The sequence below is a fragment of the Synechococcus sp. KORDI-52 genome (assembly GCF_000737595.1).
Classification (GTDB): Bacteria; Cyanobacteriota; Cyanobacteriia; order PCC-6307; family Cyanobiaceae; genus Parasynechococcus.
Window position 1 is genome coordinate 2,353,251 of the sequence record NZ_CP006271.1, and the last position, 22,110, is coordinate 2,375,360.

24 protein-coding genes are annotated in these 22,110 nt (G+C 62.1%); 10 read left to right on the forward strand and 14 right to left on the reverse strand.

The genetic code is table 11. The annotated features are described in order from the left end of the window. Positions 1-4: 4 nt before the first annotated feature. Positions 5-790 carry a BMC domain-containing protein gene (locus KR52_RS12010; protein WP_038556223.1) on the reverse strand — a complete coding sequence of 262 codons (786 nt, stop codon included), beginning with the start codon at positions 788-790 and terminating at the stop codon, positions 5-7. A 119-nt stretch (positions 791-909) separates the two neighbouring features. Between KR52_RS12010 and KR52_RS12015 the strand changes: the two genes are divergently transcribed. From KR52_RS12015 to bchL, 4 genes are all read left to right on the forward strand, one after another. Next, positions 910-1,287: a hypothetical protein gene (locus tag KR52_RS12015; protein WP_038556224.1), complete on the forward strand. Its 378-nt coding sequence runs from the start codon at positions 910-912 to the stop codon at positions 1,285-1,287. Positions 1,288-1,399: 112 nt separating this feature from the next. Continuing rightward, on the forward strand, positions 1,400-2,677 hold the full coding sequence (locus tag KR52_RS12020; RefSeq protein ID WP_038556226.1) for a ferredoxin:protochlorophyllide reductase (ATP-dependent) subunit N: 1,278 nt from the start codon (positions 1,400-1,402) through the stop codon (positions 2,675-2,677). Positions 2,678-2,681: 4 nt separating this feature from the next. Beyond that, on the forward strand, positions 2,682-4,256 hold the full coding sequence (locus KR52_RS12025; RefSeq protein ID WP_038556228.1) for a ferredoxin:protochlorophyllide reductase (ATP-dependent) subunit B: 1,575 nt from the start codon (positions 2,682-2,684) through the stop codon (positions 4,254-4,256). Positions 4,257-4,406: 150 nt separating this feature from the next. Beyond that, a complete protein-coding gene (gene bchL / locus KR52_RS12030) occupies positions 4,407-5,297 on the forward strand; it encodes a ferredoxin:protochlorophyllide reductase (ATP-dependent) iron-sulfur ATP-binding protein (RefSeq protein ID WP_038556229.1) in 891 nt (296 codons plus the stop codon). Positions 5,298-5,316: 19 nt separating this feature from the next. Here bchL and KR52_RS12035 read toward each other — a convergent pair whose 3' ends face one another. From KR52_RS12035 to psaM, 3 genes are all read right to left on the reverse strand, one after another. Continuing rightward, positions 5,317-6,270 carry a protochlorophyllide reductase gene (locus tag KR52_RS12035; protein ID WP_038556231.1) on the reverse strand — a complete coding sequence of 318 codons (954 nt, stop codon included), beginning with the start codon at positions 6,268-6,270 and terminating at the stop codon, positions 5,317-5,319. A 69-nt stretch (positions 6,271-6,339) separates the two neighbouring features. Continuing rightward, on the reverse strand, positions 6,340-6,642 hold the full coding sequence (locus KR52_RS12040; RefSeq protein ID WP_038556232.1) for a hypothetical protein: 303 nt from the start codon (positions 6,640-6,642) through the stop codon (positions 6,340-6,342). Between the two features lie 140 nt (positions 6,643-6,782). After that, complete coding sequence (gene psaM / locus KR52_RS12045; protein ID WP_025362433.1) at positions 6,783-6,887, reverse strand: photosystem I reaction center subunit XII; 105 nt, start codon at positions 6,885-6,887, stop codon at positions 6,783-6,785. Positions 6,888-6,970: 83 nt separating this feature from the next. On the opposite strand from psaM, the gene KR52_RS12050 reads away from it, so the two are divergent. Then, the gene (locus tag KR52_RS12050; RefSeq protein WP_038556234.1) at positions 6,971-7,456 is read left to right on the forward strand and encodes a CRR6 family NdhI maturation factor; all 486 of its coding nucleotides are present in this window, start codon (positions 6,971-6,973) and stop codon (positions 7,454-7,456) included. A 3-nt stretch (positions 7,457-7,459) separates the two neighbouring features. Here the strand turns inward: KR52_RS12050 and KR52_RS12055 are convergent, their stop codons facing one another. Next, a complete protein-coding gene (locus KR52_RS12055; RefSeq protein ID WP_038556235.1) occupies positions 7,460-8,227 on the reverse strand; it encodes a sulfite exporter TauE/SafE family protein in 768 nt (255 codons plus the stop codon). Between the two features lie 27 nt (positions 8,228-8,254). Between KR52_RS12055 and KR52_RS12060 the strand changes: the two genes are divergently transcribed. After that, the gene (locus KR52_RS12060) at positions 8,255-8,971 is read left to right on the forward strand and encodes a lipoate--protein ligase family protein (RefSeq protein ID WP_038557338.1); all 717 of its coding nucleotides are present in this window, start codon (positions 8,255-8,257) and stop codon (positions 8,969-8,971) included. On the opposite strand, the gene KR52_RS12065 is transcribed toward KR52_RS12060, so the two are convergent. After that, complete coding sequence (locus KR52_RS12065; protein ID WP_253912407.1) at positions 8,929-10,239, reverse strand: site-2 protease family protein; 1,311 nt, start codon at positions 10,237-10,239, stop codon at positions 8,929-8,931. The two genes, KR52_RS12060 and KR52_RS12065, sit on opposite strands and share 43 nt — an antisense overlap. Positions 10,240-10,241: 2 nt before the next feature. Here KR52_RS12065 and KR52_RS12070 point away from each other — a divergent pair, with 2 nt between their 5' ends. Further along, a complete protein-coding gene (locus tag KR52_RS12070) occupies positions 10,242-10,916 on the forward strand; it encodes a phosphoribosylanthranilate isomerase (protein WP_038556237.1) in 675 nt (224 codons plus the stop codon). A gap of 22 nt (positions 10,917-10,938) precedes the next feature. On the opposite strand, the gene folE is transcribed toward KR52_RS12070, so the two are convergent. The 6 genes from folE to KR52_RS12100 form a co-directional block, all read right to left on the reverse strand. Next, entirely contained in the window at positions 10,939-11,682 is a 744-nt protein-coding gene (folE, locus tag KR52_RS12075; protein ID WP_038556238.1) for a GTP cyclohydrolase I, read from the reverse strand. 9 nt (positions 11,683-11,691) lie between these two features. After that, entirely contained in the window at positions 11,692-12,399 is a 708-nt protein-coding gene (locus KR52_RS12080) for an SDR family oxidoreductase (RefSeq protein ID WP_038556240.1), read from the reverse strand. Between the two features lie 24 nt (positions 12,400-12,423). After that, the gene (locus KR52_RS12085; protein ID WP_038556242.1) at positions 12,424-13,413 is read right to left on the reverse strand and encodes an acetyl-CoA carboxylase carboxyltransferase subunit alpha; all 990 of its coding nucleotides are present in this window, start codon (positions 13,411-13,413) and stop codon (positions 12,424-12,426) included. Between the two features lie 19 nt (positions 13,414-13,432). Next, complete coding sequence (locus KR52_RS12090) at positions 13,433-14,473, reverse strand: long-chain acyl-[acyl-carrier-protein] reductase (protein WP_038556243.1); 1,041 nt, start codon at positions 14,471-14,473, stop codon at positions 13,433-13,435. Positions 14,474-14,587: 114 nt separating this feature from the next. Further along, positions 14,588-15,307, reverse strand: a complete 720-nt coding sequence (locus KR52_RS12095) for an aldehyde oxygenase (deformylating) (protein WP_038556244.1) — start codon at positions 15,305-15,307, stop codon at positions 14,588-14,590. A 76-nt stretch (positions 15,308-15,383) separates the two neighbouring features. Then, complete coding sequence (locus tag KR52_RS12100) at positions 15,384-16,214, reverse strand: creatininase family protein (protein WP_038556246.1); 831 nt, start codon at positions 16,212-16,214, stop codon at positions 15,384-15,386. A gap of 74 nt (positions 16,215-16,288) precedes the next feature. Here KR52_RS12100 and KR52_RS12105 point away from each other — a divergent pair, with 74 nt between their 5' ends. Genes KR52_RS12105 through pgeF form a run of 3 tightly spaced genes read left to right on the forward strand, consistent with a single transcriptional unit; the run spans position 16,289 to position 19,223 of the window. Continuing rightward, entirely contained in the window at positions 16,289-17,536 is a 1,248-nt protein-coding gene (locus KR52_RS12105; RefSeq protein WP_038556247.1) for a S1 RNA-binding domain-containing protein, read from the forward strand. After that, a complete protein-coding gene (locus tag KR52_RS12110; RefSeq protein ID WP_038556249.1) occupies positions 17,533-18,417 on the forward strand; it encodes a Tab2 family RNA-binding protein in 885 nt (294 codons plus the stop codon). The genes KR52_RS12105 and KR52_RS12110 overlap by 4 nt, the downstream gene beginning before the upstream one ends. Positions 18,418-18,428: 11 nt before the next feature. Then, positions 18,429-19,223, forward strand: coding sequence for a peptidoglycan editing factor PgeF (gene pgeF / locus KR52_RS12115; RefSeq protein ID WP_038556251.1), 795 nt, complete (start codon positions 18,429-18,431; stop codon positions 19,221-19,223). Between the two features lie 2 nt (positions 19,224-19,225). On the opposite strand, the gene KR52_RS12120 is transcribed toward pgeF, so the two are convergent. Next, positions 19,226-20,893, reverse strand: coding sequence for an NAD(P)/FAD-dependent oxidoreductase (locus KR52_RS12120; protein WP_038556252.1), 1,668 nt, complete (start codon positions 20,891-20,893; stop codon positions 19,226-19,228). Between the two features lie 22 nt (positions 20,894-20,915). Further along, positions 20,916-22,106 carry a hypothetical protein gene (locus tag KR52_RS12125; protein ID WP_071840253.1) on the reverse strand — a complete coding sequence of 397 codons (1,191 nt, stop codon included), beginning with the start codon at positions 22,104-22,106 and terminating at the stop codon, positions 20,916-20,918. Between the last annotated feature and the right edge of the window lie 4 nt (positions 22,107-22,110).

Below are 22,110 nucleotides of genomic sequence, written 5' to 3' on the forward strand. Positions count from 1 at the left end.
GCGCTCAGCGCAGCCTTGCGTTGTTGTTGATGTGGTCGATGGCGCGCATCGCCGCCGCGGCCGCTTCCTCCACATCACCTTCCCGTCCCGCCAGGGTGAGACGTCCGAAAGCACCCACCGCCTTCACGTCCACCAACGTGATGTTGGAGGCTTTTTCTGCTTCGTTGGCAGCGATCAACACGTATCCGGCCGGCTCCGTCTCCAGGATGAACATGCTCATCCCGGCTTCGATCATCGAGCCGCGTCGGTTCTGCCGGTTGATCAGCACGGCATGGTCGGGCGTGATCGCCCGGATCACTTCCGTCCAGCTCACATCGGCTGGAGAACGCTGATCAATGGTGCTCCCGATCGCTTCCAGCACCACATCTCCGGAATGGAGCACCGTGCTCTGATCACGGTGGTAAAGGGCCATCGAACCGAACGCCCGCTCCACCACCATCTGGCCGAGACGAACGTTGCTGGCCTTAAGTGCGATGTCCGTCACCCGGTGCACCGCCATGCCCGGTGACACCTCCATCCAGAGGCAGGCATCTCCGGGGATCGGCAGAAATCCCTGACTCACCGAACCCATGTAAGCCGCAAGTTGCGGCTGCAGCGAGTCGATGAAGACGTGGGTGCGCAGTTCGATCGATTGAACGTGGCTGTTCTGCCGCAACAGCCGGGGCGACTCCGAATCTGTGGTCACAACACAGCTCGCCCCCCCCTGCTGGGGGGTCACCTCAGTGCCGGTGACGAGAGCACTACCGCCGCGTCGCCGCTCCCGAGCATCGAAGCTGGCAAAACGGGTCATGGCGGGGAGTGTACCGGACGAGTTCAGATGAGATTGGCCAATAAAGAGTTAGAGCCTGCGGTCTTGCGCCTTGAAAAACAGCCGATACCGTCCGAAGACCCCCCTCTAGAGATCTTGCAATGACTGAGCAGTCTTCTTTGAAGCCAGTGGATCTCAACGCTGATCAAGCCCTTGGGATGGTGAGCTTCGGCCTGATGCAACGGCTTGCGCAGGATGGCCAGGTGGATCTGCCCTGGCTTGAGGCATCAGGAAATGCAGACAGTGAGCGTCTGCGCCAGCTGCGTCAACGGCTGGAACTGACGTCGTTGGCCATCGAAACCGGTGCTCCCCTCACCACCGCGGAGGTGAGCATGCTGTTGGGGGCCCGCCCTGGAACGGAACGGGTGGAGCGCGGTGGCCTCGTCGCCCGCCGGGTCAGCCGCAACGTTTGGCGCTTGAGCAAAGCGGAGGAGAGCGATCGCTCTGATCGCTACGACGGATTCCGCCGCCGCCTTTGAGCGCAAGCCGGGCCTGCCTCACCGGAGCGATCCCAAAGAGTTTGAGCGACCTTTCAACTCCTCAGCGGATTTATTCGCAGCTTGGAGAGGTTGATCATCAAGGGAGCGGCCGATGGCCGGGCCAACGCTGCTGAAGGAGTCGGGGCCGCGCGAAGTGTTCTGCGGCCTCACCTCGATTGTGTGGCTGCATCGGCGCATGCCCGATGCCTTTTTTCTTGTGGTGGGATCACGCACCTGCGCCCATCTGATCCAGAGCGCCGCAGGGGTGATGATTTTTGCCGAACCCCGTTTCGGCACAGCCATTCTCAGCGAGCGGGATCTGGCTGGCCTTGCGGATGCCCACGACGAACTCGACCGGGTCTGCAAGGAGCTGCTGCAACGCCGCCCCGAAATCCGCACGCTGTTTCTGGTGGGGTCCTGCCCCAGCGAAGTGATCAAGCTGGATTTGGCCCGGGCCGCCGAACGGCTCAACGAGGAACTCACCGGCCGGGTGCGGGTGGTGAACTACTCCGGCAGCGGCATTGAAACCACGTTCACCCAGGGAGAAGACGGGGCACTAGCGGCCCTCGTGCCTTTGCTTCCCGCCAGCGATGAACGGCAGTTGCTGCTGGTGGGAACCCTCGCTGATGCCGTAGAAGACCGGCAGATGCACCTGTTCCAACGGATGGGCATCGAGACGATTCGCAGCCTGCCGCCCCGGCAATCGACCGACCTGCCCGCCGTGGGAGCAGGAACCACGGTGCTGCTGACCCAACCCTTTCTCACGGAAACCGCGCGCCTGCTCAGCGACCGCGGCGCCACGGTGCTCACGGCCCCCTTCCCGCTGGGGGCCGAGGGGAGTCGCCGCTGGATGGAAGCCGCTGCTGCTGCCTTCCATCTGCCTGATGAACGGGTTGCTGCTGTGCTCGATCCGTTGATGGAGCGCGCCCAGAGCGCCCTGGCCCGCCATCGCGCCGTGCTGGAGGGCAAGCGGATCTTCCTGCTTCCCGAATCCCAGCTGGAACTGCCCCTGGCCCGGTTTCTGCAACGGGAATGCGGCATGGAACTGGTGGAGGTAGGCACGCCTTATCTGAACCGTGAACAGATGGCTGCCGAGCTGGCCTTGCTCCCCGACGACACCCCGGTGATGGAGGGCCAGCACGTGGAGCAGCAACTGGACAGGGTTCGCGCCAGTCAGCCCGACCTGGTGGTGTGCGGAATGGGCCTGGCCAATCCGCTGGAGGCCGAAGGCATCGCCACCAAATGGTCGATCGAACTGGTGTTCAGCCCGATCCACGGCATCGACCAGGCCGGCGACCTGGCGGAACTGTTTTCGCGGCCGTTGCGTCGCCGGCAACTGATTCGACCTGGCCTCCATCCCAGCAGCCCCGACCCAACCGTGCACGCCTGATCCCATGCAACTCACGCTCTGGACCTACGAAGGGCCACCCCATGTGGGGGCCATGCGCATTGCCGCTTCCATGCGCGGCGTTCATTACGTGCTCCATGCCCCCCAGGGGGACACCTATGCCGATCTGCTGTTCACGATGATTGAACGGCGCGGACAGCGTCCACCGGTCACTTACACCACCTTTCAGGCCCGGGATCTCGGCGGGGACACCGCCGAACTGGTGAAACGGCATGTGCGTGAAGCGGTGGATCGCTTCCAGCCCGATGCCCTGCTGGTGGGGGAAAGCTGCACCGCGGAGTTGATTCAGGATCAGCCCGGTGCCCTGGCCCAGGGCATGGGGCTCACCATGCCGGTGGTGAATCTGGAGCTGCCGGCCTACAGCAAAAAGGAGAACTGGGGGGCCGCGGAAACCTTCTACCAACTGGTGCGCAACCTGCTGAAGGAGCAGGCACCAGCCAACAGCCCGCACGACCCCAAGGCATGGCAACACCAGGGCCGCCGGCCCCGGATGAATCTGTTGGGCCCATCCCTGCTGGGCTTCCGCTGCCGGGACGATGTGTTGGAGGTGCAGAAACTGCTCACCCTGCACGGCATCGATGTGGGCGTGGTGGCACCGCTGGGGGCAGGCGTGGAGGATCTGCAGCGGATCCCCGATGCCGATCTCAACGTCTGCCTCTATCCGGAGGTGGCGGAATCCAGCTGCAGCTGGCTGGAGCGCAATTTCGGCATGCCCTTCAGCCGAACGGTGCCGATTGGCGTGGGCGCCACCCATGACTTCCTCGTCGAAGTGCACGAGATGCTGGGGATGGAGCCCCCCGCTCACGACGAGGGCTACCGGCGCTCACGCCTGCCCTGGTATTCGGAATCCGTCGACTCCACGTACCTCACGGGCAAGCGGGTATTCATCTTTGGCGACGGCAGTCACGCCCTCGCCGCGGCCCGGATCTGCAGCGAGGAACTGGGTTTCATGGTGGTGGGGCTGGGCACCTACAGCCGGGAGATGGCCCGGCCCGTTCGGGCCGCCGCCAAAGCCATGGGCCTGGAGGCCCTGATCAGTGACGACTACCTGGCGGTGGAAGCGGCCATGGCCGAAGCGGCACCGGAGCTGGTGCTGGGAACCCAGATGGAGCGCCACAGCGCCAAGCGGCTGGGGATTCCCTGCGCGGTGATCAGCACACCCATGCACGTGCAGGATGTGCCCGCCCGGATGAGTCCCCAGATGGGCTGGGAAGGGGCGAACGTGATCTTTGACGACTGGGTGCACCCGCTGATGATGGGGTTGGAGGAACACCTGATCGGCATGTTCCGCCACGACTTCGAATTCGTGGATGGCCACCAGAGCCACCTGGGCCATGCCGGTGGTGCCGGCGCCGCCGACAGTTCCGGCTTGAGTGATATCCCAGGGGAGGGAGATGGTGCTCTGCATTGGACAGCCGATGGGGAAGCCGAGCTGAAGAAGATTCCCTTCTTTGTGCGAGGCAAGGTGCGACGCAACACCGAGACCTACGCCCGCGATATGGGCTGCCGGGAGATCAGCAGCGAAACGCTGTATGACGCCAAAGCCCACTTCAAGGCATGAGCATTTGGACTCATTTATTTTTATTTAATTGAAAGAAATTCTGCTCTTACAGCTCAGTCACAAACCAGATCTTTCATTTCTTGGTGAAATCCAACCAGGGCACATCTGCTGCTGTTGAATGAAACTGACTTCTCTCGCAAAGGTCGCTGCATGACCACAACTCTGACGCGACCGGCGGACGGCGAAGGCAGCGTGCAGGTCCACCAGGACCCTGCCCTGAACATCCAGGAGGAGACCCTGGTGATCGCCGTTTATGGCAAAGGCGGGATCGGCAAATCGACCACCTCCTCGAACTTGTCTGCCGCCTTCTCGAAGCTGGGCAAGCGGGTGCTTCAGATCGGCTGCGACCCTAAGCACGACAGCACCTTCACCCTCACCCACAAGATGGTGCCAACGGTGATAGACATCCTCGAGGAGGTGGACTTCCACAGCGAAGAGCTGCGGCCTGAGGATTTCGTCTTCACCGGCTTCAACGGTGTGCAGTGCGTGGAGAGCGGCGGCCCACCGGCAGGCACTGGCTGCGGCGGTTATGTGACCGGGCAGACCGTGAAGCTGCTCAAGGAGCACCACCTTCTGGAAGACACCGATGTGGTGATCTTCGATGTGCTCGGTGATGTGGTGTGTGGTGGTTTCGCCGCCCCGCTGCAGCACGCCAACTACTGCCTGATTGTGACGGCCAACGATTTCGATTCGATCTTCGCGATGAATCGCATCGTTCAGGCGATCCAAGCCAAAGCCAAGAACTACAAGGTGCGGCTTGGCGGCGTTGTTGCGAATCGATCGGCGGACACCGATCAGATCGACAAGTTCAACGAACGCACCGGCCTCCGCACCATGGCCCATTTCAGAGATGTGGATGCGATCCGACGTTCACGGTTGAAGAAATGCACCATCTTTGAAATGGAGGACGCCGACGAGGCCGTGCAAGCAGTACGCAACGAATACCTGAGGCTGGCTCAGAACATGCTCGACAAGGTGGAGCCCCTCGAGGCCACCTCCCTCAAAGACCGGGAAATCTTCGACCTCCTGGGATTCGACTGACCGCCGGTCTTCAGCGGCGTTAGCCCAGGCCCACCAGAGTCATGGACAACTCCCACACCCGTCGGGCTGTTTCTGGGTCCGTGGCCTTGTCGGACAGTTCCTGGCTGAACTGCTGACCATCCCTCTTCTGGCGGTTGCCCCAGCTCCAGTGCACCCCAGATTCGGCGAAGTCGGGATTGGCCACCACATCAGCCACCCGTTCTCCCGCCAAAGCCTGGGAGACATAGCCGCCAGTGATGTTTTTCTGAAACCAGGGAAATATCGTCTGGAAGGCCTTGGGGGTGTTGCGGAACAACGGAGTGTCCGCCACACAGCCCGGATAGAGCGAGGTGAAGGTGATCCCCGTGTCTCCATGCAGTCGGCGATGCAGCTCCTGGGTGGTGATCATGTTGCAGAGCTTGCTGTCTTTGTAGGCCTTGCCGGGCTTGAACGGCTTGCCACTGGCCATGGCGACGGGGTCTTTGAACCCGGCCTCAAAACCTGAGAGGTCCCCCAGGTCTGCCGGCGCAGGAATCGGAATCTTGCCCCCCAGTTCCTTGGAGTTGGCCGTCACCGTGCCAAGGATCACAACCCGCTTGGAGGGGTGAGTGGAGGCCTTGAGCCGATCCAAGAGCAGCTGCACCAGCAGGAAATGGCCGAAGTGGTTGGTGGCCATCGAGATCTCGTAGCCCTGGGGCGAACGTTCCGGCTGCTTCAGCTTCGGTTTGTACACGGCTGCATTGCAGACCACGGCATCCAATCGCTCGGGCAAGGCATCCACCGCCCGGCGCACACTGTCGAGATCACCCAGATCCATCAAGACATGCTTGAGCCGGTCTTTCGGGAGATCCAGCTCATCCGCCGCCGCCGCGGCGCGCTGCGGGCTGCGGTTCGCCGTGATAACCGTCCAGCCGCGCTTCACCAGGGCGCAGGTGGCATTCAGACCCACGCCAGAGGTGGTGCCGGTGATCAGAACGGTGCCGGGCGTGGACATCAAGACAGGGACAGGAAGGCTGCCAGTCTGCCGTTCAGTACTCGATTCCAACACGGCTGGTCACGAATCTCAGCGCCAGATCACGCGCAGGCGATTGGGGGCGATCCACTGATCCTGCTCGCTGATCAGACGCTTCTCTCCACCGATGCTGAACAGACGATCGAACCGTTGTTGCAGCGTTTCCAATTTGGCCGACTCAATGGAGACAACGGCCGATATTTCGTTGTGGCGATCCATCCGTTCCTGATAGGCCACCGACAAGCGGATCAAGCTCACGCATCCCAAAACTACAAGACCTGCTTTGGCAGCCAAAGCTAGAAGGCTGCACTGCAGTTCCTGTTGGTCGGTCTGCCGCTGAATTGCAGCAGCCATGCTAGCTGCATCAGTTCGGGGAGCTGATCTTTGAACCTGGCTAGCGGTCACCGCATCAGCACGAACATCCGCTTTTAACGTAATTCGCTCGCGCTGCCAAGATCAGCTCAACGTCCGTTGACCTGAAGCTCGGGTTGACCTCAGGCCTCATAAAGGCTGATGGAGAGACGCAGGGCCAGAACGGCGGCATGGGCAGCCACAACGAGGGCAATGAACACCTCAGGTGCAGACAGAACGGTTTCCATGGGAGCCACGCATTAAACGGTCCCATTCTTCTCCGAGGGAGGGGCTACAGGCCATCATTCGCAAAGGCCTGTCACACCAGCCCATGGATCCGGTTCTGATCGATGCCCCTGCCATCCGCGCCTTGGATCTGCGGCCTCTGAAGATCTGGAGCGATCAGCCACTAAACGCACTGCTCAGCCAGGGGCCGGGGCTCGAGCTGCGTTTCGATTGGCCCCGGGCCCAGGACGACCCTCGGGAACTGCCGGAATGCCCGGAGCCTCGCCTCTGGGCCCTGCGGGCCGATGCACGGTTCCCCTGGCTGCCCCTGCTGCTTGAACGCGACCATGGCAGCCTGATTCGCCATGTCGCCCTGGTGGTGCCCCATAGTTTCAGCCGCAGCGAAGGCCTGCGTTTTGACCCAGAGGCCTTGGAGCTCTGGGTGACGCATCGGCTGATGCTGCTCGACGATCTCTGCCAGCAACAGTTGGGACGGCCCATGCGAGGCAACCTGTCGCAGATGGCCGCAGCCCTCGGTTATGAGCTCGATGCAGGGTTCTGGTCGTTGCTGAACCAAGCTGCTAGCCGCTAGCAGCTAGGCCAGCCAGAGCTGGAGGGCCCGCCTGGAGCTGTCGATCGCCAGGATGATCGCGAGCCCCCGCAGACAACGCACCAGAAGAGCCGCATCAAACTGATCGAGACGGCTGGCCGTCCACTGGGCGGCGATGGCTGCCACCCCTCCCAGCAGCAGGCCCATCAGAGGAACCCCTCGTCCTTCATGCAGGAACTGCAGGGATGCTGCGCTGGCTGAGCAGAGCACCGCCACCGTGCTGAGCCGCACGGCCTGATGAATCGGCACAGACATCGGACCGCTCATCAGGGGCACCATCACCAGACCACCACCCAGACCAAGCATGCCAGCGGTCCAACCGGCGATGCAGCCCACACCAGCCAACTGCGGTGCGGTGCTGTCATCGACCTCCTCGCTGGCCTCCAGCTCAGGCCGTTCGCGAACGCAAAACGCCAGCACGAGATACATCAGCGTCTGCATGGCCAGCAGAATCCAGCCCGCCGCCAAACCGGCCAAGCCACCGAACAGCAGTGCCGAGCCGAAGGCGGCCAAGCCGATGGCGAGTCCCGGCCGGGTCGGCAACCGCCCTTGGCGCAGGTGGGTGATGGTGCCCGCCAACGCTGTGGGCACAATGGCGAAACTGCTTGTGGCCAGTGCCTGATGGGGCGGGAGATCAAGCCAGAGCAGGAGCGGGGCAAAGATCAGGCCTCCGCCAATTCCCAACAGTCCAGCCAAGCCCCCCGCCAGCAGGCCCAAGGCGATCAGGATCGGCACATCCCACCATGGCACCACGGCGTGCGATCGATGCTTCCCTCCAGCATGCCCGCAACCGGGCGTCTGCTTCCCACGCAGCCAGGGGATGGACACACCCAGATGACGTTGGATGCCTGGCTTCTGAAGCGAAGCCAAGGTCCGGCTCTGCGTTTTTACCGCTGGGATGGGCCCTGGCTGTCGCTGGGACGCCATCAACACCACTGGCCAGAGCACTGGAATGATCTGGCCCGCCGCGGCCGCATCAACCTGGTGCGACGTCCCAGCGGAGGCCGGGCCGTGCTCCATGCCGGGGGTCTCACCTACGCCTTGATTTGGCCGGATGCACCCCGGCGACGCCAAGAGGCCTACCGCGAGGCCTGTCAGTGGTTGATCGATGGCTTCCAGGATCTAGGGCTAGCGCTGCACTTCGGTTCCGACCCGGCTGGTACCGAGGCCAACAACTGTTTCGCCACGGCAACGGTGGCCGACCTGGTGGATCCGTGTGGCGTCAAACGGGTCGGCAGCGCCCAGCGCTGGCAGAACGGCCGCCTGCTTCAGCACGGCGAAATCCTGCTGGATCCCCCTGCTGAGCTCTGGGAAGAGGTGTTTGAAGAAGCGGCACCGGCGGCTGCTCCGGCTCGGATCAACCGGCTGGAGCTGGATCAGCACTTGCGTCAGAGCCTGGTTGAGACCTGGAGCCACTGCCGTTGGCAGATGCAGCCCCTGATGCCCGAAGAAATTCAGGAGTTGGAGGACGAGTTGGCATCCGGCTCTGCGCTCTGAGACTGCATCGTCTGCACCATCTGCGGAAGCATGGCTAGGCCCAGGGGATAGCCGTTGCGCTTGCGCGCCTCATCAAGGATGGCCGGGGGCAGGGTCACCCCGAGACGTTTCAGCACAGCATCACCCACATTCATGCGGTCAAGGGTTCCGGAGGGAAGCCCTGCAGCACTCATCACCAAAAGGCGTCCCTGGGAGGACTCCTCCAGGGCGGGCACCGCGTCCACCAAGCCTGCGGAACCAACGATGGACGGCAGGTCCGAGAGGGGCCGCAGATGATCCTCGAGGCGCTGTTGATCCCACTGCTGCACGGGCAACAGTTTCAAGGGCTGATCGTCGATCCACCCCACCCAACGGCCGCTCTTACAGACCAGCACCCAATCGGCAGGTCCCTCCGCCTCGCTGGCCGTCAGCCGCAGCTGACTGAGGCGCCGCAAGGTCTGATCCGCCTCCAGCACGCGAAAACGTTTGCCCGCCGCAGCCTCCACCTTCAGCTCGCGCAACACGGTCTGCAACTGAAGCATCTGGGTCTGGCTGCGGTTGGCACCCAACCCGAACCAGCCAATCAACATCAGCAGGATCCCGTTGAGCCCCCAGCCCTGCCAGAGCAGGACACCGCCCAACAGGATCATCAGCATCGACAAAGCCCGTCCGGACGCCGATGCCACCTGAACGCCCTTCTGCTGACTGCCGCTCAGCTGCCAGACCAAAGCCTTGAGGATCAGCCCGCCATCAAGGGGCAGCCCGGGCAAGAGATTGAACAAGCCGAGCATCAAGTTGAGCAAACCCACCTGACTCAACAACTGTCTGGCCAGGGGTTGGCTTTCAGACAGCGCTGCAGCCCCCGCCAACATCCCGAAGGCCAGCACCAAACTCACGATCGGACCAGCAGCCGCAATGCGCAGATTGCCCATGGCGGTGGGGCATTCCTTCTCGACCCGCGCGATGCCGCCCAGATGAAACAAGGTGATGCTCAACACCTTCACCCCTTCCCGCAGGGCCATCAGGGCATGGCCCAATTCATGCAGCAGCACGGAGCTGAACAGAAGCAAGGTGGTCAGCAAGCCCAGCCCCCAACTCACCGTTACCGAGGCCGTGGTCGCGTAGCGGGATTGAAACAACGTGGTGAAGATCGCCACGGCAAACAACCAGCTGGGCTGAAGCCGCAAGGGAATTCCGCCAATCTTGAGCACCTGCCAGCCCTCTCCCACCGCCAATCCCGTCGTGTGCCGCTGCTGCGGACTGTCATCCACGATCCTAGGGAGAGCCATCGATGCAGCCCTTGCGTGATCCCCGCCCCACTCCAGACCTCAAGATCTGTGGGATCACCGACCCCGAGCAGGCCTTGGCGATTGCACGGATGGGCGTCCGGGCGATTGGCGTGATCGGCGTTCCCGCCACCCCACGCTTTGTTGAACCAGCCCAGCGCAGGACCTTGTTCCAGCTGCTGGAACAACAGCATCCCGAGCTGCATCGCGTTTGGGTGGTGGCGAGACCCGAAGCTGCCGCCCTCGAAGAAGCGCTCAACGGTGCGGGGAAGCCCTCCGTGGTGCAGCTGCACGGCAACGAGTCCGTCGAATGCTGCCAACGCTTGAAACAGCGTTACCCCCGGCAGCAGTGGTGGAAAGCGTTGCGGGTGCGTGAACCCGACGATCTCAAGCAGCTCGAGCAGTACGCGCCCCATGTGGATGCCCTGCTGCTCGATGCCTGGAGCGCCGATCAACTGGGAGGGACCGGGCACCGGATCCCTCTTGATTGGCTGGCTGAAACCGAGCTATCGGTGCCGTGGTGGCTGGCGGGGGGAGTGAGCGCGGAGTGGGTTCCAGAACTGCTCAGTCGCGTCACGCCTCAGGGGCTCGATGCTTCCAGTCGGCTGGAGGAACGGCCGGGATGGAAAAACCTCGACAAGGTTCAAGCCCTTGTCGAGGCCGTGAAGTCGAGACCGTAAAACTACGTTGAATCGCTGCTGATCAGGTGCTGAGCAGCGCTTCCTGCTGACGCACCAGCTCAAAGAACTCCTGCTTGAGGCTGGGGTCATGGCGGAAATCGCCGCGCACCACGGAGTTCACCATGCTGGTTTGGGGCTCCTTCACCCCACGCCACTTCATGCAGTAATGCTGTGCCTTGATGATGATGCCGAGACCCTGGGGCTCACAGAGCTTCTCGATTTCATCGGCAAGGATCATCACAGCCTCTTCCTGGATGTGAGGACGGGAGAAGACCCAGTCAGCCACGCGGGTGAACTTGGAGAGGCCGATCACCCGGGCACCCGGCTTGATCCCGATCCAGCAGTTGCCCATGATCGGCACCAGGTGGTGTGAACAGGCCGAGCGAACCGTGATTGGGCCAACGGTGTAGATCTCATCCAGCTGTTTCACATTGGGGAAGCTGGCCACCTTGGGCTGATGGTGGTAGCGCCCCTTGAACACCTCCTGGAGGTACATCTTGGCGACGCGCTCGGCCGTCTCATGGGTGTTGTGGTCGTTATCGATATCGATCACCAGGCTGCGCAGCAGGTCGCGAACCTTGTCTGCAACTTCAACCTGAAGCTGATCCAGTTCACCGGGCTGAAGATGATCAGCGATGTTGTCGTTCGCCAGGAAGGAGGCGCCCGCCTCCCTCAATCGCTCACGGATGCGCGCTGAAACCTGGGGATTCAAGCTGCCGTTGCCGTTGGCGACGCCGTTGGAAACGAAAGGGACTGTGGAGGTCATGGTGTTCGTTCAGAAGGCGCCGGCGGCCGGCATAAGGGTGAGGTCTTCGATCAACTGGTTGCTGGGTTGCATCGCCAGATTCGCCAGTGTTTCTGCCGCCTGATCGACAGAGAGCATGGCACGACGATCGAAATCGCTTTGTACGGTTTCCGCGTCCCACAGTGGTGTGTTCACGGCCCCAAGAGTGAGGGTGCAGGCACGAATGCCGTTGCTCCGTTCCTCTTCTGCCAGGCAGCGGGTGAAGCTGGCCAAGGCAGCTTTGCTGACGCAATACGCACCCCATTGAGGAAAAGCATTGCGGGCGGCATGGCTGCTGATGTTGATCACCAACCCGCCGTTCTCGCGCATGGCGGGAACAACAGCGGCACAAACCTGCATCACGCTGGTGACATTCAGCTGTAGCAGCCATTGCCAACGCTCGATCGGCATGGCCAAGAGATCGCCGGTGTAGGCAGCGCCCGCGTTGTTGATCAACACCGAAGGGATCTCACCCCGCTGCAACAACCCAGCCATCGCCGCAGCGATGCCATCAGGCTGGGTCAGATCAATGGCAGCAGACGCCACAGAAACGTCTTTGGCGCTGAGCTCAGCAGCCAGTTGATCCAACTGATCAGCACTGCGCGCAGCGAGCAGTAGGTCCCAGCCCTGCTGAGCCAGAAGCTCAGCTGTGCGTCGACCAATGCCTCGGCTCGCACCTGTAATTAGAGCCGTTGGCAAAAACCGTTAGCAAACCACGACACTTTAAGCGGCTTTATCGACATCCTGTGACGTTTTTTCGAGGAAACGCCCCATGGCCCTGAATTTGGAGTACCTCGCATCGCGAAGTTGCTGTTCCGAAAGGCTCAACAGTTGGTCGAGGTGACGCTCGATCGCCGCCCGCAGGTTTTCTCCGGCCTCCAGCGGTGCCCAATTGTTACCACCAGAGGGCTCCTCGAGCACCTCATCCACCACCCCAAGCTCCAGCAGGTCACGACCCGTAATCCGCAAGGCTGCCGCCGCATCAGGCGCCTTGGCCGCATCGCGCCAAAGGATCGAGGCACAGGCCTCAGGACTGGCCACCGTGTAGACGCTGTGCTCAAACATCAGCAACCGGTCGGCCACACCGATGCCCAAGGCACCACCTGAACCGCCTTCACCGATCACGGTGGCAATCACAGGAACCCGCAAGCGGAACATCTCCCGCAGGTTGACAGCGATCGCCTCACCCTGACCCTGCTCCTCGGCCTCAAGGCCGGCATAGGCGCCAGGGGTATCGATGAAGGTGAGAATCGGCAGTCGGAAACGATCGGCGTGGTCCATCAACCGCATCGCTTTGCGGTAGCCACCGGGAGCAGCCATCCCGAAATTGCGGGCGACGTTCTCCTTGGTGTCGCGCCCTTTCTGATGACCAATCAACATCACCGGGCGATTCCCCACCCTTCCGACACCACCAATCAAAGCCTGATCGTCATTGCCGCGACGGTCTCCATGCAGTTCAACCCAGTCGTCACAGAACATCTGGATGAAATCCAACGTGCTGGGGCGCTGCGGGTGCCGGGCAACCTGAATCTTCTGAGCGGGCGACAGCCCCTGAAAGATCTCCTGACGCCGACGGGCAGCGAGGCTTTCCAGTTGCTGGAGCTGCTGCGAGACGTCGACTTCCGAATCCCGGGCCAGCTGGCGGATCTGCTCAATCTGCTGCTCCAGCTCAACCAGCGGTTTTTCGAACTCAAGCAGGGGTCGACGGGGCATGGATCTGGCTCTTCGGGGTTCAGGCGGCAGTGGCCTGCAGGTTGGGATGGAGGTTCAGGGTGCTGAACCCATGGCGGACCGATGCCGCACCGATGAAATCCATCTTCTCAAGGGTGATGTTGTTGCGCCCCCAGCTGAAGTTGGTATGGCAGCGCTCAAACTCGAGCAGCATCGCTTCAGCAAAGCAGGCAAACATCTGGCGCTGCGGCCGCTCCATCTCGGCGATGGCCATCATTGACCAGCCGATGTCGCGGCAGAACTCAACGATTCCACCTTTAAGAACGTGGATTCCACCACCGGCGACCTTGGAATCGAGATTCTTGGGATAGCCCCCATCAATCATCAAGCAGGGCTTTTTCAGGCTGTCATGGTCGATCTCAAGGGTGCGAGGCATGCTCGCCACCCACACGACCACATCTGCTTCAGGCAGAGCCTCATCGAGAGTCAGGATCCGTCCTTCGCCCAATTCTTGCCGAAGAGCCAGCAACGGTTGCTGCTGGCGCGCAACAAGCAGAAGCTCGCCGACTCCGGTGCGCGCCTGCAGCCAACGACAGACGGCGGAGCCGATGTCACCGGTTGCACCAACGACTGCAACCTTGGCTTTGCTCAGATCAATTCCAAGGGTTGGGGCGTTGTTCTCCACCTGACGACAGATCACCCAAGCCGTGTGGGTGTTGCCGGTGGTGAAGCGCTGCCAATCCAAAGTTGTGCTGCGCACCGTTTGGTGTTGCAACAGGTTGAAATTCTCAAAAATGATTGAGGTGAAACCGCCAAGGGCAGTGATGTTGATGCCTTTTTTCTGAGCGAGTTCCATCGCGTTGAGAACCTTGCGCCGGGCCGTTTTGAAGCGGCTGAGCATCTCCGGAACAAAGCAGGAGTCGATGTAAGACCCTTCGATGGTGGTGCCCACCGGACTGGTGACCTCGACGTGCTCCACCAGCTGTGGAGGTGCACTGCACCAGACATCGAGATCGCCGTCAGCAATGTGATCAAACCCGAGTTCCATTGCCTTGCGGCGAGCAGCCTCAAAACTCGTTGAATGTCCGATCAGACCAAACATGTCTTACCGCTGACGTCTCAAAGAACACCTGGAATGACCATGGTCCCATGTCAACCGGTATCGACGGCAACGTGCCTGTCGATAAACCGGCGTTGGATCAAACCCTGAAACGGGTCAAACAGCAAGCGCTGCTGCGGCCATGCGGGCGATATCTCGTGAGGTGAAGCCGATTTCACCCAAAGCTTCCTGGTAAGCGATCAGGAAGTCTTCGATCAGGTCTTCCTTTTCCATGTGCAGGACAGCAGCATCGGCAGCCACGTCTTCCAACATCGAGCGAATCAGAGGAAGGTTGGCTTTGTTGGCCTCGAACAGCTCGTCCTTGCTGGCCTCGAAATTGGCCTTCAGCCATTCCTGGCCGTAGTTCAAGTGGGTGTACTCATCCTTGACGACACCTTCGGTGATCTTGCGAGCGAAAGGATCAGCGACAGGGATATAGATGTGATAGGCCGAAATGGCGAAAGCTTCGATCAACAGGGCCTGAATTAGCAGGCAGGTGACCACTTTCCCCTCCTTGAGGGCGACCTGAAAATTGCCATGAAGGGGTTCGAAGAACTTCTTGGCGAAGGGAAGATCAGCTTCAACCCCAAGGTTGCGACCGCAGGAGGTGAAACCCTTCATGTGCTTCATCTCCATCCGGGCCAGGCGCTTGAGTTCTTCGGCCTGTTCAGGAATCAGCGTGCCAAGAGAGATGTAATTGTCGTGGGCTTCCTGCTCGCCTTCAATCACGATGGCGTTGATCCGGCTGTAGGCGTCTTTGTAGGCCTCGGTTGTGAAATCGGGCAGTGCGTCCTGGCCCTCCAGCACGGGTGATTCAGGTGCATTGAGGGTCGTCATAGGACGCTGTCCACCACATTCAGTGGGACCGACAATAACCAGTGCCCCAAGAGTTGGTGACACATGCGTCCAAGGTTCAGGACTTGGAGGGGATGGAGAGACGACTTTGGGTGGGGGGCCAGTCACTGGCCAGGAGGGTTTGCAACAGCTCCTGCCAGTGACGGATGAGCCGCTCTTCCAAGCGACGGCCCAAATCGACCGAGGCCTGACGCGTATCCCCGATCACCCCCGTTGCACTGAGGTCATCGGTGAGCCAAGCGCAGGGGGCCGCTCCTTCAAGGCTCCAACCATCCGGCGGGTCTTGAACGGAGCCCGGTAGTGGATGTCCATCCACGGGTCGATCCGAACCGACCAGCTCTGGTGCCAACTTCAACATCAAGCTGGTTTCGGCCTGGCCAGCATGAAGACCATGGAGCAACTCCTGCTCGGGCAGCAGCTCAGCCAACCCGTCCACGCCACTCCAGAGGAAGCAGGGCAGAACGGCCAGTGACGGGCAGCGGCCGCGCAGCTGTCGGGCAGCCACCTGCAGCAAACCGATCTGGCCACCATGGGCATTGAAAAGAACAAGACGTTGCACCCCCATCGCCGCCAGCTGAGTGCCCACCTGGGCGACCAGATCCAGAAGCAGAGGCGCCGAAAGGCTGAGGGTCCCTGGGAAATTCTGGTGCTCAGGCGAAAAGCCAATGGCCTGACAAGGCAGGCGCCAAAGGGGCAAGGCTGGATCTAGCCCCGCAAGAACGGAATCGAGGATGCCTTCAGCGAACACAGCATCCGTTGACAACGGCAGTTGGGGGCCGTGTTGCTCACAGGCTCCAAACGGCCAGATCACCGTGGCACCAGGTTGGCTGGCAGCACGGCTGACCTCAGGCCACGTCAGCTGATCAAATCGCTTGGAACGCTGCTCCATGGAGTTACACAGTGAAGGGGGTGCTGATCCCAGCTCAGCCTGTCAAAATGGTCGATCGACGACTCCGATGGTCCATGCCCGCAGCCGGCAGTCCGCAGCCCAACCGCCCCAAGGCACCCAAGCCGGCAGCGACGAAACCGCTGCAGGTGATGCAGATCAACCGTCGCGAAGAGCAGGAGAAGCTGGAGCGGGAGGCTGCAGAAGCCCGCGCAGCAGCCGAAGCAGCGGCGGAAAAGGCGCGCATTCTCGAGGAACGCGCTGGCCTTGCCACCCCTCCGCGACCGGTCCAGCAGGAACCAGCCTCGTCTCCAGGAACGGATGACGACGCACGTTTCGACATGGGTGGCATGGAAGGCATGACCATGGCCGACCTGATGGGTGCGCCGGATCAGCAACCCAGGAAGGAGCAGCGCAACCAACCGCGCAGCGTTGATGATTTCGATTTCGATGAGGAAGCCTTTCTTGCCGCCCTGGACGAGAACGCTCCGGTTGGCACCACCGGTGAGGTGATCAAGGGCACGGTGATCGGCATCGAAAGCGATGGCGTCTATGTGGATATCGGAGGCAAAGCCCCCGGTTACATGCCCAAGAGCGAAGCAGGCCTGGGCGTTGTGACCAACTTCCGGGAGCGCTTCCCGAAGGGCCTGGAGGTTGAAGTTCTGGTGACCCGTGAGCAGAACGCTGATGGGATGGTCACGATCAGCTGTCGTGCCCTGGAGCTGCGCAAGAGCTGGGACCGGGTGAAGGAGCTGGAGAAACAGGGAAAAGTGGTTCAAGTCATCGTCAATGGCTTCAACCGCGGCGGTGTCACCTGCGATCTCGAAGGGCTTCGCGGCTTCATCCCCCGCTCTCAGCTTCAGAACGCAGAAAATCACCAGGAGCTGGTGGGCAAGACCCTGGGGGTGGCCTTCATCGAGGTGAATTCGGAAACCCGCAAGCTGGTGCTGTCTGAAAAACGAGCCGCCGTCGCCGAACGCTTCCAGGATCTGGAAGTGGGCCAATTGGTGGAAGGCCAGGTTGCTTCGGTGAAGCCCTATGGCCTGTTCATCGACCTCGGTGGCATCAGCGGACTGCTTCACCAATCAGCCATCACCAATGGCAGCCTGCGCTCGATCCGTGAGGTGTTCGATCAGGGCGACCGCGTGTCGGCCCTGATCACGGAACTGGACCCGGGCCGTGGACGCATCGGCCTCAACACAGCCCTTCTCGAAGGCCCACCCGGAGAGCTGCTAATTGAACGCGACAAAGTGATGGCGGAGGCCGCCGATCGCGCCAGCCGCGCCCAGAACACGCTGAAACAGCAGGAGCAATCTGCCGGATGAGCACAGCTGCCCTGACAGCCGCAGAAGACTGGGAACTCGACTTCTACTCCCGACCAATTCTTGAGGCCGATGGCCGCAAGCGTTGGGAACTGCTTATCACCTCGACCCCCGCCGCCACCGGCGATGCGGAACCATTTCGCTTCGCCAAGGTGTGCCCCTCGGGTGACGTGAACTCGCTTTGGTTAAGCCAAGCCCTGGCTGAAGCCAAGGAGGCATCCGCCAGCGGGGGCTGGGGATCTCCCATGCGTTTGCGCTGCTGGCGCAGTTCGATGCGCACCATGGTGCAGCGCGCCGCAGCCGAACAAGACCTCGAGGTGATTCCCAGTCGCCGCACCTTCGCCCTGCTCGACTGGCTTCAGCAGCGCGAACGGGAGGTGTACCCCGAGGAGGAGGGCTTCATGGCAGGCCCATTGGCGCCGCCCCCAGCCCCTGTTCCAACCCCTCCGGTGCCCCTGCCGGAAGAAGTTCAGGGTGACGCTTGGAGCTGGGCCAACCTGCCGGCGAGCCTGCTGCTGGAGGCATCGGAATGGCCGATGAGTTTCAGCGGACTGCTGCCGGTGCCCGATGGCATCGACCCCGCGGCCTCTGTGCCGGGTCTGCGCCTGTTCAGCCAGAGTCGCTCTCTGGCCATGGCGGGCTGGTTGGGGGGGCTTGAGCCCGTGCGGATGATCGTTGAAGACCGCCAGCTGGTGCTGGAGGCTGGTCAGGACGACCGCTGGCTGGTGAGCGACCTTGAGCCGGCCATCGCCGCTGACATCGCCGAAGCCCTGGCGACCTCTCAGCAACAGGTGCGCGGCCTCCAATTCATCGCGATCCAATCCAGTCCGGAGGAGCAGACCTTCGGCGGCTTCTGGATGCTGCGGGACATCCCAATGGCCTGATTGAAAGGCTGATGAAAGACGGGCCGTTTGATCGACCAGACAGCCGCTTCAACACGTTGAAGGGCTGGACCTGGATCGGTTGTTACGGGGGCTATTACCTCCAGAGCGATCTTCTCCACGAGCAAGGTTTCGAGCACGGCTTCTTCACCCGGCTCTGGCACGGCCGTGGGCCGGATGAACTGGCGGGGTACGTCAGCGCCGGCATGAGCATCCACCGGCTCCAGCAGATCCACAGCGGAATCGTCCTGAACGCTAGCGACGCCCGTCAGGATCCCTGGCCTGAGGCCGATGGCCTGGTGAGTGATCGCGGGGGCCAGAGCCTCTGGGTGTGCGGCGCCGACTGCACGCCGGTACTGATCGCGGATCCCGGCACCGGCCATGCCGCGGCCTGTCATGCCGGTTGGCGTGGGGTGGCGGCTGAAATCCTGATCACAGCTCTGGATCAGCTGGTGAATCGGGGGGCTCAGCTGGAGGATCTGGTCATCGCCCTGGGCCCGGCCGTCAGCGGGCCGCGTTACCAGGTGGGCGATGAGGTGGTTAAGGCCATCGCAGCCGCAATCCCCGGCGATGTTGACCTGTCGGAACGCGGAGCCGTCTCGCCGGATGAGCAACCGGGACGGCACCGCCTGGACATCCGTGCTGCTGCCAGCTTGCAACTCCAGCAGGCGGGAATCTCCGGCAAAATGATCGCCCACTGTCCGCTCTGCACCGTCAGTGAACCCGAGCTGTTTCACTCCTGGCGACGGGATCAGGTGAAAGCGGTGCAGTGGAGCGGAATCGTGGCGCAAGCCCCCAACCGCAGATGAGGTCAATCGGGCTTGGACTTGCTTCCGAGGATCTGGATGGCCAAGGCTTCAGCGGCGCGGATGCCGTCGATCCCCGCTGAAAGGATGCCGCCGGCGTAGCCCGCTCCTTCACCCGCCGGCACCAGCCCCTTCACATTGAGCGATTCCAACGCTTCATCCCTGGGGATGCGCACGGGCGATGAGGTACGGGTTTCAACGCCGGTGAGCACCGCATCAGCGTGGTCATAGCCCTTCAGCTTGCGGGCAAAAGCTGGAAGCGCCTCGCGCAAGGCCTCAACGATGGAGGTTGGAAGCAACGCAGCCAGATCAGCGGGATGCACGCCTGGTTGATAGGACGCTGCGATGGTGCCGAGACGGGTGGATGGCCGGCAGGCCAGGAAATCCTCCAGCCGCTGCGCCGGTGCGGCATAGCTGCTACCCCCCATGAGGAAGGCGCGCTCCTCCAGATCCCGTTGCAGGCCAATCCCCGCCAGTGAATCTCCGGGAAAACGTTCGAACGGGACCAGATCGTCGGCATCCACGGCCACAACCAAACCGCTGTTGGCGTTGCGCTCGTTGCGGGAATGCTGGCTCATGCCATTCGTCACAACCCGGCCCTCTTCGGAGGTGGCACCCACCACAAATCCACCGGGGCACATGCAAAAGCTGTAGACGCAGCGGCCGTTCTCGGCGTGGTGAACCAGCTTGTATTCGGCTGGCCCGAGACGCGGATGGCCTGCCGCCTCCCCCCAGCGAGCGTGATCGATCAGATGCTGCGGATGCTCAATCCGCACGCCCACGGAAAACGGTTTGCGCTGCAGCTGCACCCCGATCTCCTCCAGCATTTCAAAGCAGTCGCGCGCCGAATGTCCAGGAGCCAGCACCAAATGGCGGCAGGACATCTCCGTGCCATCCGCCAACACCAAACCATCGAGCTGATGCGGCTTCTCACCGCGGCTGGCACTGAGCTGAAGGCGTGTCACACGACTGTTGAACCGCACCTCGCCTCCCAGAGCTTCAATCCGGGCCCGAAGGCCGCGAACAACCGTGGCCAGCTTGAACGTGCCGATATGGGGGCGGTGCAGGGTGAGGATCTCCTCGCTGGCGCCACAGGCCACCAACTCCTCCAGCACCTTGCGGCCGTAGTGCTCAGGATCGCTCACCTGGCTGTAAAGCTTGCCGTCCGAAAAAGTGCCGGCGCCCCCTTCACCGAATTGGGCATTGGATTCCGGGTTGAAAGGGCTGGTGCCCCGCCAGAAGCCGAAGGTCTGCAGGGTGCGCTGCTTGACCGATTCGCCCCGTTCCAGCAACAGCGGCCGGAAGCCCATCTGCGCCAACAGCAGGGCTGCGAAATAGCCGCAGGGGCCAGCACCCACGACAACAGGCCGCTCAACCGGGTCCAGGGGAAAGCCATCCGGTGCCTGGCCCACAGACCGGTAGCGGGTGTCCGGAGCGGAACGCACCCGGCCTTTGTTGCCGATCCGCCGCAGCAGAGCGGCTTCACCCTTCACCTGCACATCCACGCTGTAGATCAACTGAATCCGATCACGGCGCCGCGCATCAACACTGCGCTTCACCAGGGTCTGCCCCAACAGACGGTCGGGAGGGATCCGCAAACGCTTGAGCACCGCCTCCTGCAGCGCCTCCTTCCCGTGATCCAGGGGCAGTTTCAGTTCACTCAGGCGCAGCATCGAGAGGTCATGTCCCCAAACCTCATTCGATCAGACCGGCGATAGCCTGACCGGAGGGTGGCTGGCCGGCACGGAAACGGGAGTCACTAGCCGCGGCTTGCAAACGCAGGCGCTCCCCGCGTCGCCGCTGAACGAAAGCCTCGCAGATCGTGACGACCTTCTCCTGCTCGGGATCCAACCAACCCATGGCATTAATCTCCCCGTCATCGGCCAGCGGCAACGGGGCTGCGTCCGCCAGAGCCAGCAGCCGGGCCGTGTCGAAGCCAGCACCAGCGAGCAATGATGGAACCGTGCCGGTGTGGTCCCTGAAGTCCTCCTGGAAGTCCGACCAGGCGCTACCACGTGCGGAGTGCTGGAGGCCAAGCTGTTTCCAAGGGACGGTGGGAGCATCCTGCAGGCCTTCCGCCTCCGTAAGCCAGATCCAGTTCGGCGTTTGTGGCGCACCACCGCCGAAGCCACCCTGCTGCTGCTCCGCTCGCAACTGTTGGGAGAGAGGCCCATCCGGTGCATCCGCCACGACGACAGTGGGCACCGAAGACCAGACCATGTCGTCCTTGAAGCGTTGGAGACGCCGGGTGTTGCTGGGATCCACGCGCTGGACCGGCTTCGCCTCATAGCTCTCCACAATGCCGCCAGCGGCTTGGAACAACTCGACAAAGGCGTTGGATCTGGTGGACTCCAGGGCACCAGGATCCTCCACCACCATGGCCCGACCCCAACCTGCATCCATGGCCGCCGCCACCATCGCCTTCAGATCGTCCTGTTGGGAAGGAACAATCGGCCAGAGCCGTTCACGGCCTTCAAGACCGCGCAGGGTGTCCAGGGACTGGCCCCGTTGATACGGCAGCAGCACGGTGAGATCCCGCTCCAGCGCCAAGGCGGCAAAGGCCCGCAGGTCTGCCGACGGGGGGGCTACCAGCACCTTGAGTTCGACGGAGGGCATCAACTGCCAAGAAGGAGCATCGCTGGCATTCATGCCGTGCCACGTCACCGGCGGGAAGGGCTCTCCACAGGCCTCCACGGACGCCTGGCCAAGACGAAAGCCCTGCAGAAAGTCCTGACGCACTTCAGCATCACGCTGCCCCATGGGCAGAAGCACCGCGAGGCGAGGGCGGTGAAGACCACTGGCAACCATCGATTGGCAGCCGATCAGCGTCGCTGCAACAACACACCACGACAGCCAAGGCCAGCGGCGCCACTCAGGCTTCGACATGGGA

Bases quoted from the DNA above. Each gene is read 5' to 3' on its own strand.
- KR52_RS12010 (WP_038556223.1), bottom strand. From the start codon at position 790: ATGACCCGTTTTGCCAGCTTCGATGCTCGGGAGCGGCGACGCGGCGGT.
- KR52_RS12015 (WP_038556224.1), top strand. From the start codon at position 910: ATGACTGAGCAGTCTTCTTTGAAGCCAGTGGATCTCAACGCTGATCAA.
- KR52_RS12020 (WP_038556226.1), top strand. From the start codon at position 1,400: ATGGCCGGGCCAACGCTGCTGAAGGAGTCGGGGCCGCGCGAAGTGTTC.
- KR52_RS12025 (WP_038556228.1), top strand. From the start codon at position 2,682: ATGCAACTCACGCTCTGGACCTACGAAGGGCCACCCCATGTGGGGGCC.
- bchL (WP_038556229.1), top strand. From the start codon at position 4,407: ATGACCACAACTCTGACGCGACCGGCGGACGGCGAAGGCAGCGTGCAG.
- KR52_RS12035 (WP_038556231.1), bottom strand. From the start codon at position 6,270: ATGTCCACGCCCGGCACCGTTCTGATCACCGGCACCACCTCTGGCGTG.
- KR52_RS12040 (WP_038556232.1), bottom strand. From the start codon at position 6,642: ATGGCTGCTGCAATTCAGCGGCAGACCGACCAACAGGAACTGCAGTGC.
- psaM (WP_025362433.1), bottom strand. From the start codon at position 6,887: ATGGAAACCGTTCTGTCTGCACCTGAGGTGTTCATTGCCCTCGTTGTG.
- KR52_RS12050 (WP_038556234.1), top strand. From the start codon at position 6,971: ATGGATCCGGTTCTGATCGATGCCCCTGCCATCCGCGCCTTGGATCTG.
- KR52_RS12060 (WP_038557338.1), top strand. From the start codon at position 8,255: ATGCCCGCAACCGGGCGTCTGCTTCCCACGCAGCCAGGGGATGGACAC.
- KR52_RS12065 (WP_253912407.1), bottom strand. From the start codon at position 10,239: ATGGCTCTCCCTAGGATCGTGGATGACAGTCCGCAGCAGCGGCACACG.
- KR52_RS12070 (WP_038556237.1), top strand. From the start codon at position 10,242: ATGCAGCCCTTGCGTGATCCCCGCCCCACTCCAGACCTCAAGATCTGT.
- folE (WP_038556238.1), bottom strand. From the start codon at position 11,682: ATGACCTCCACAGTCCCTTTCGTTTCCAACGGCGTCGCCAACGGCAAC.
- KR52_RS12085 (WP_038556242.1), bottom strand. From the start codon at position 13,413: ATGCCCCGTCGACCCCTGCTTGAGTTCGAAAAACCGCTGGTTGAGCTG.
- KR52_RS12090 (WP_038556243.1), bottom strand. From the start codon at position 14,473: ATGTTTGGTCTGATCGGACATTCAACGAGTTTTGAGGCTGCTCGCCGC.
- KR52_RS12095 (WP_038556244.1), bottom strand. From the start codon at position 15,307: ATGACGACCCTCAATGCACCTGAATCACCCGTGCTGGAGGGCCAGGAC.
- KR52_RS12100 (WP_038556246.1), bottom strand. From the start codon at position 16,214: ATGGAGCAGCGTTCCAAGCGATTTGATCAGCTGACGTGGCCTGAGGTC.
- KR52_RS12105 (WP_038556247.1), top strand. From the start codon at position 16,289: ATGCCCGCAGCCGGCAGTCCGCAGCCCAACCGCCCCAAGGCACCCAAG.
- KR52_RS12110 (WP_038556249.1), top strand. From the start codon at position 17,533: ATGAGCACAGCTGCCCTGACAGCCGCAGAAGACTGGGAACTCGACTTC.
- pgeF (WP_038556251.1), top strand. From the start codon at position 18,429: ATGAAAGACGGGCCGTTTGATCGACCAGACAGCCGCTTCAACACGTTG.
- KR52_RS12120 (WP_038556252.1), bottom strand. From the start codon at position 20,893: ATGCTGCGCCTGAGTGAACTGAAACTGCCCCTGGATCACGGGAAGGAG.
- KR52_RS12125 (WP_071840253.1), bottom strand. From the start codon at position 22,106: ATGTCGAAGCCTGAGTGGCGCCGCTGGCCTTGGCTGTCGTGGTGTGTT.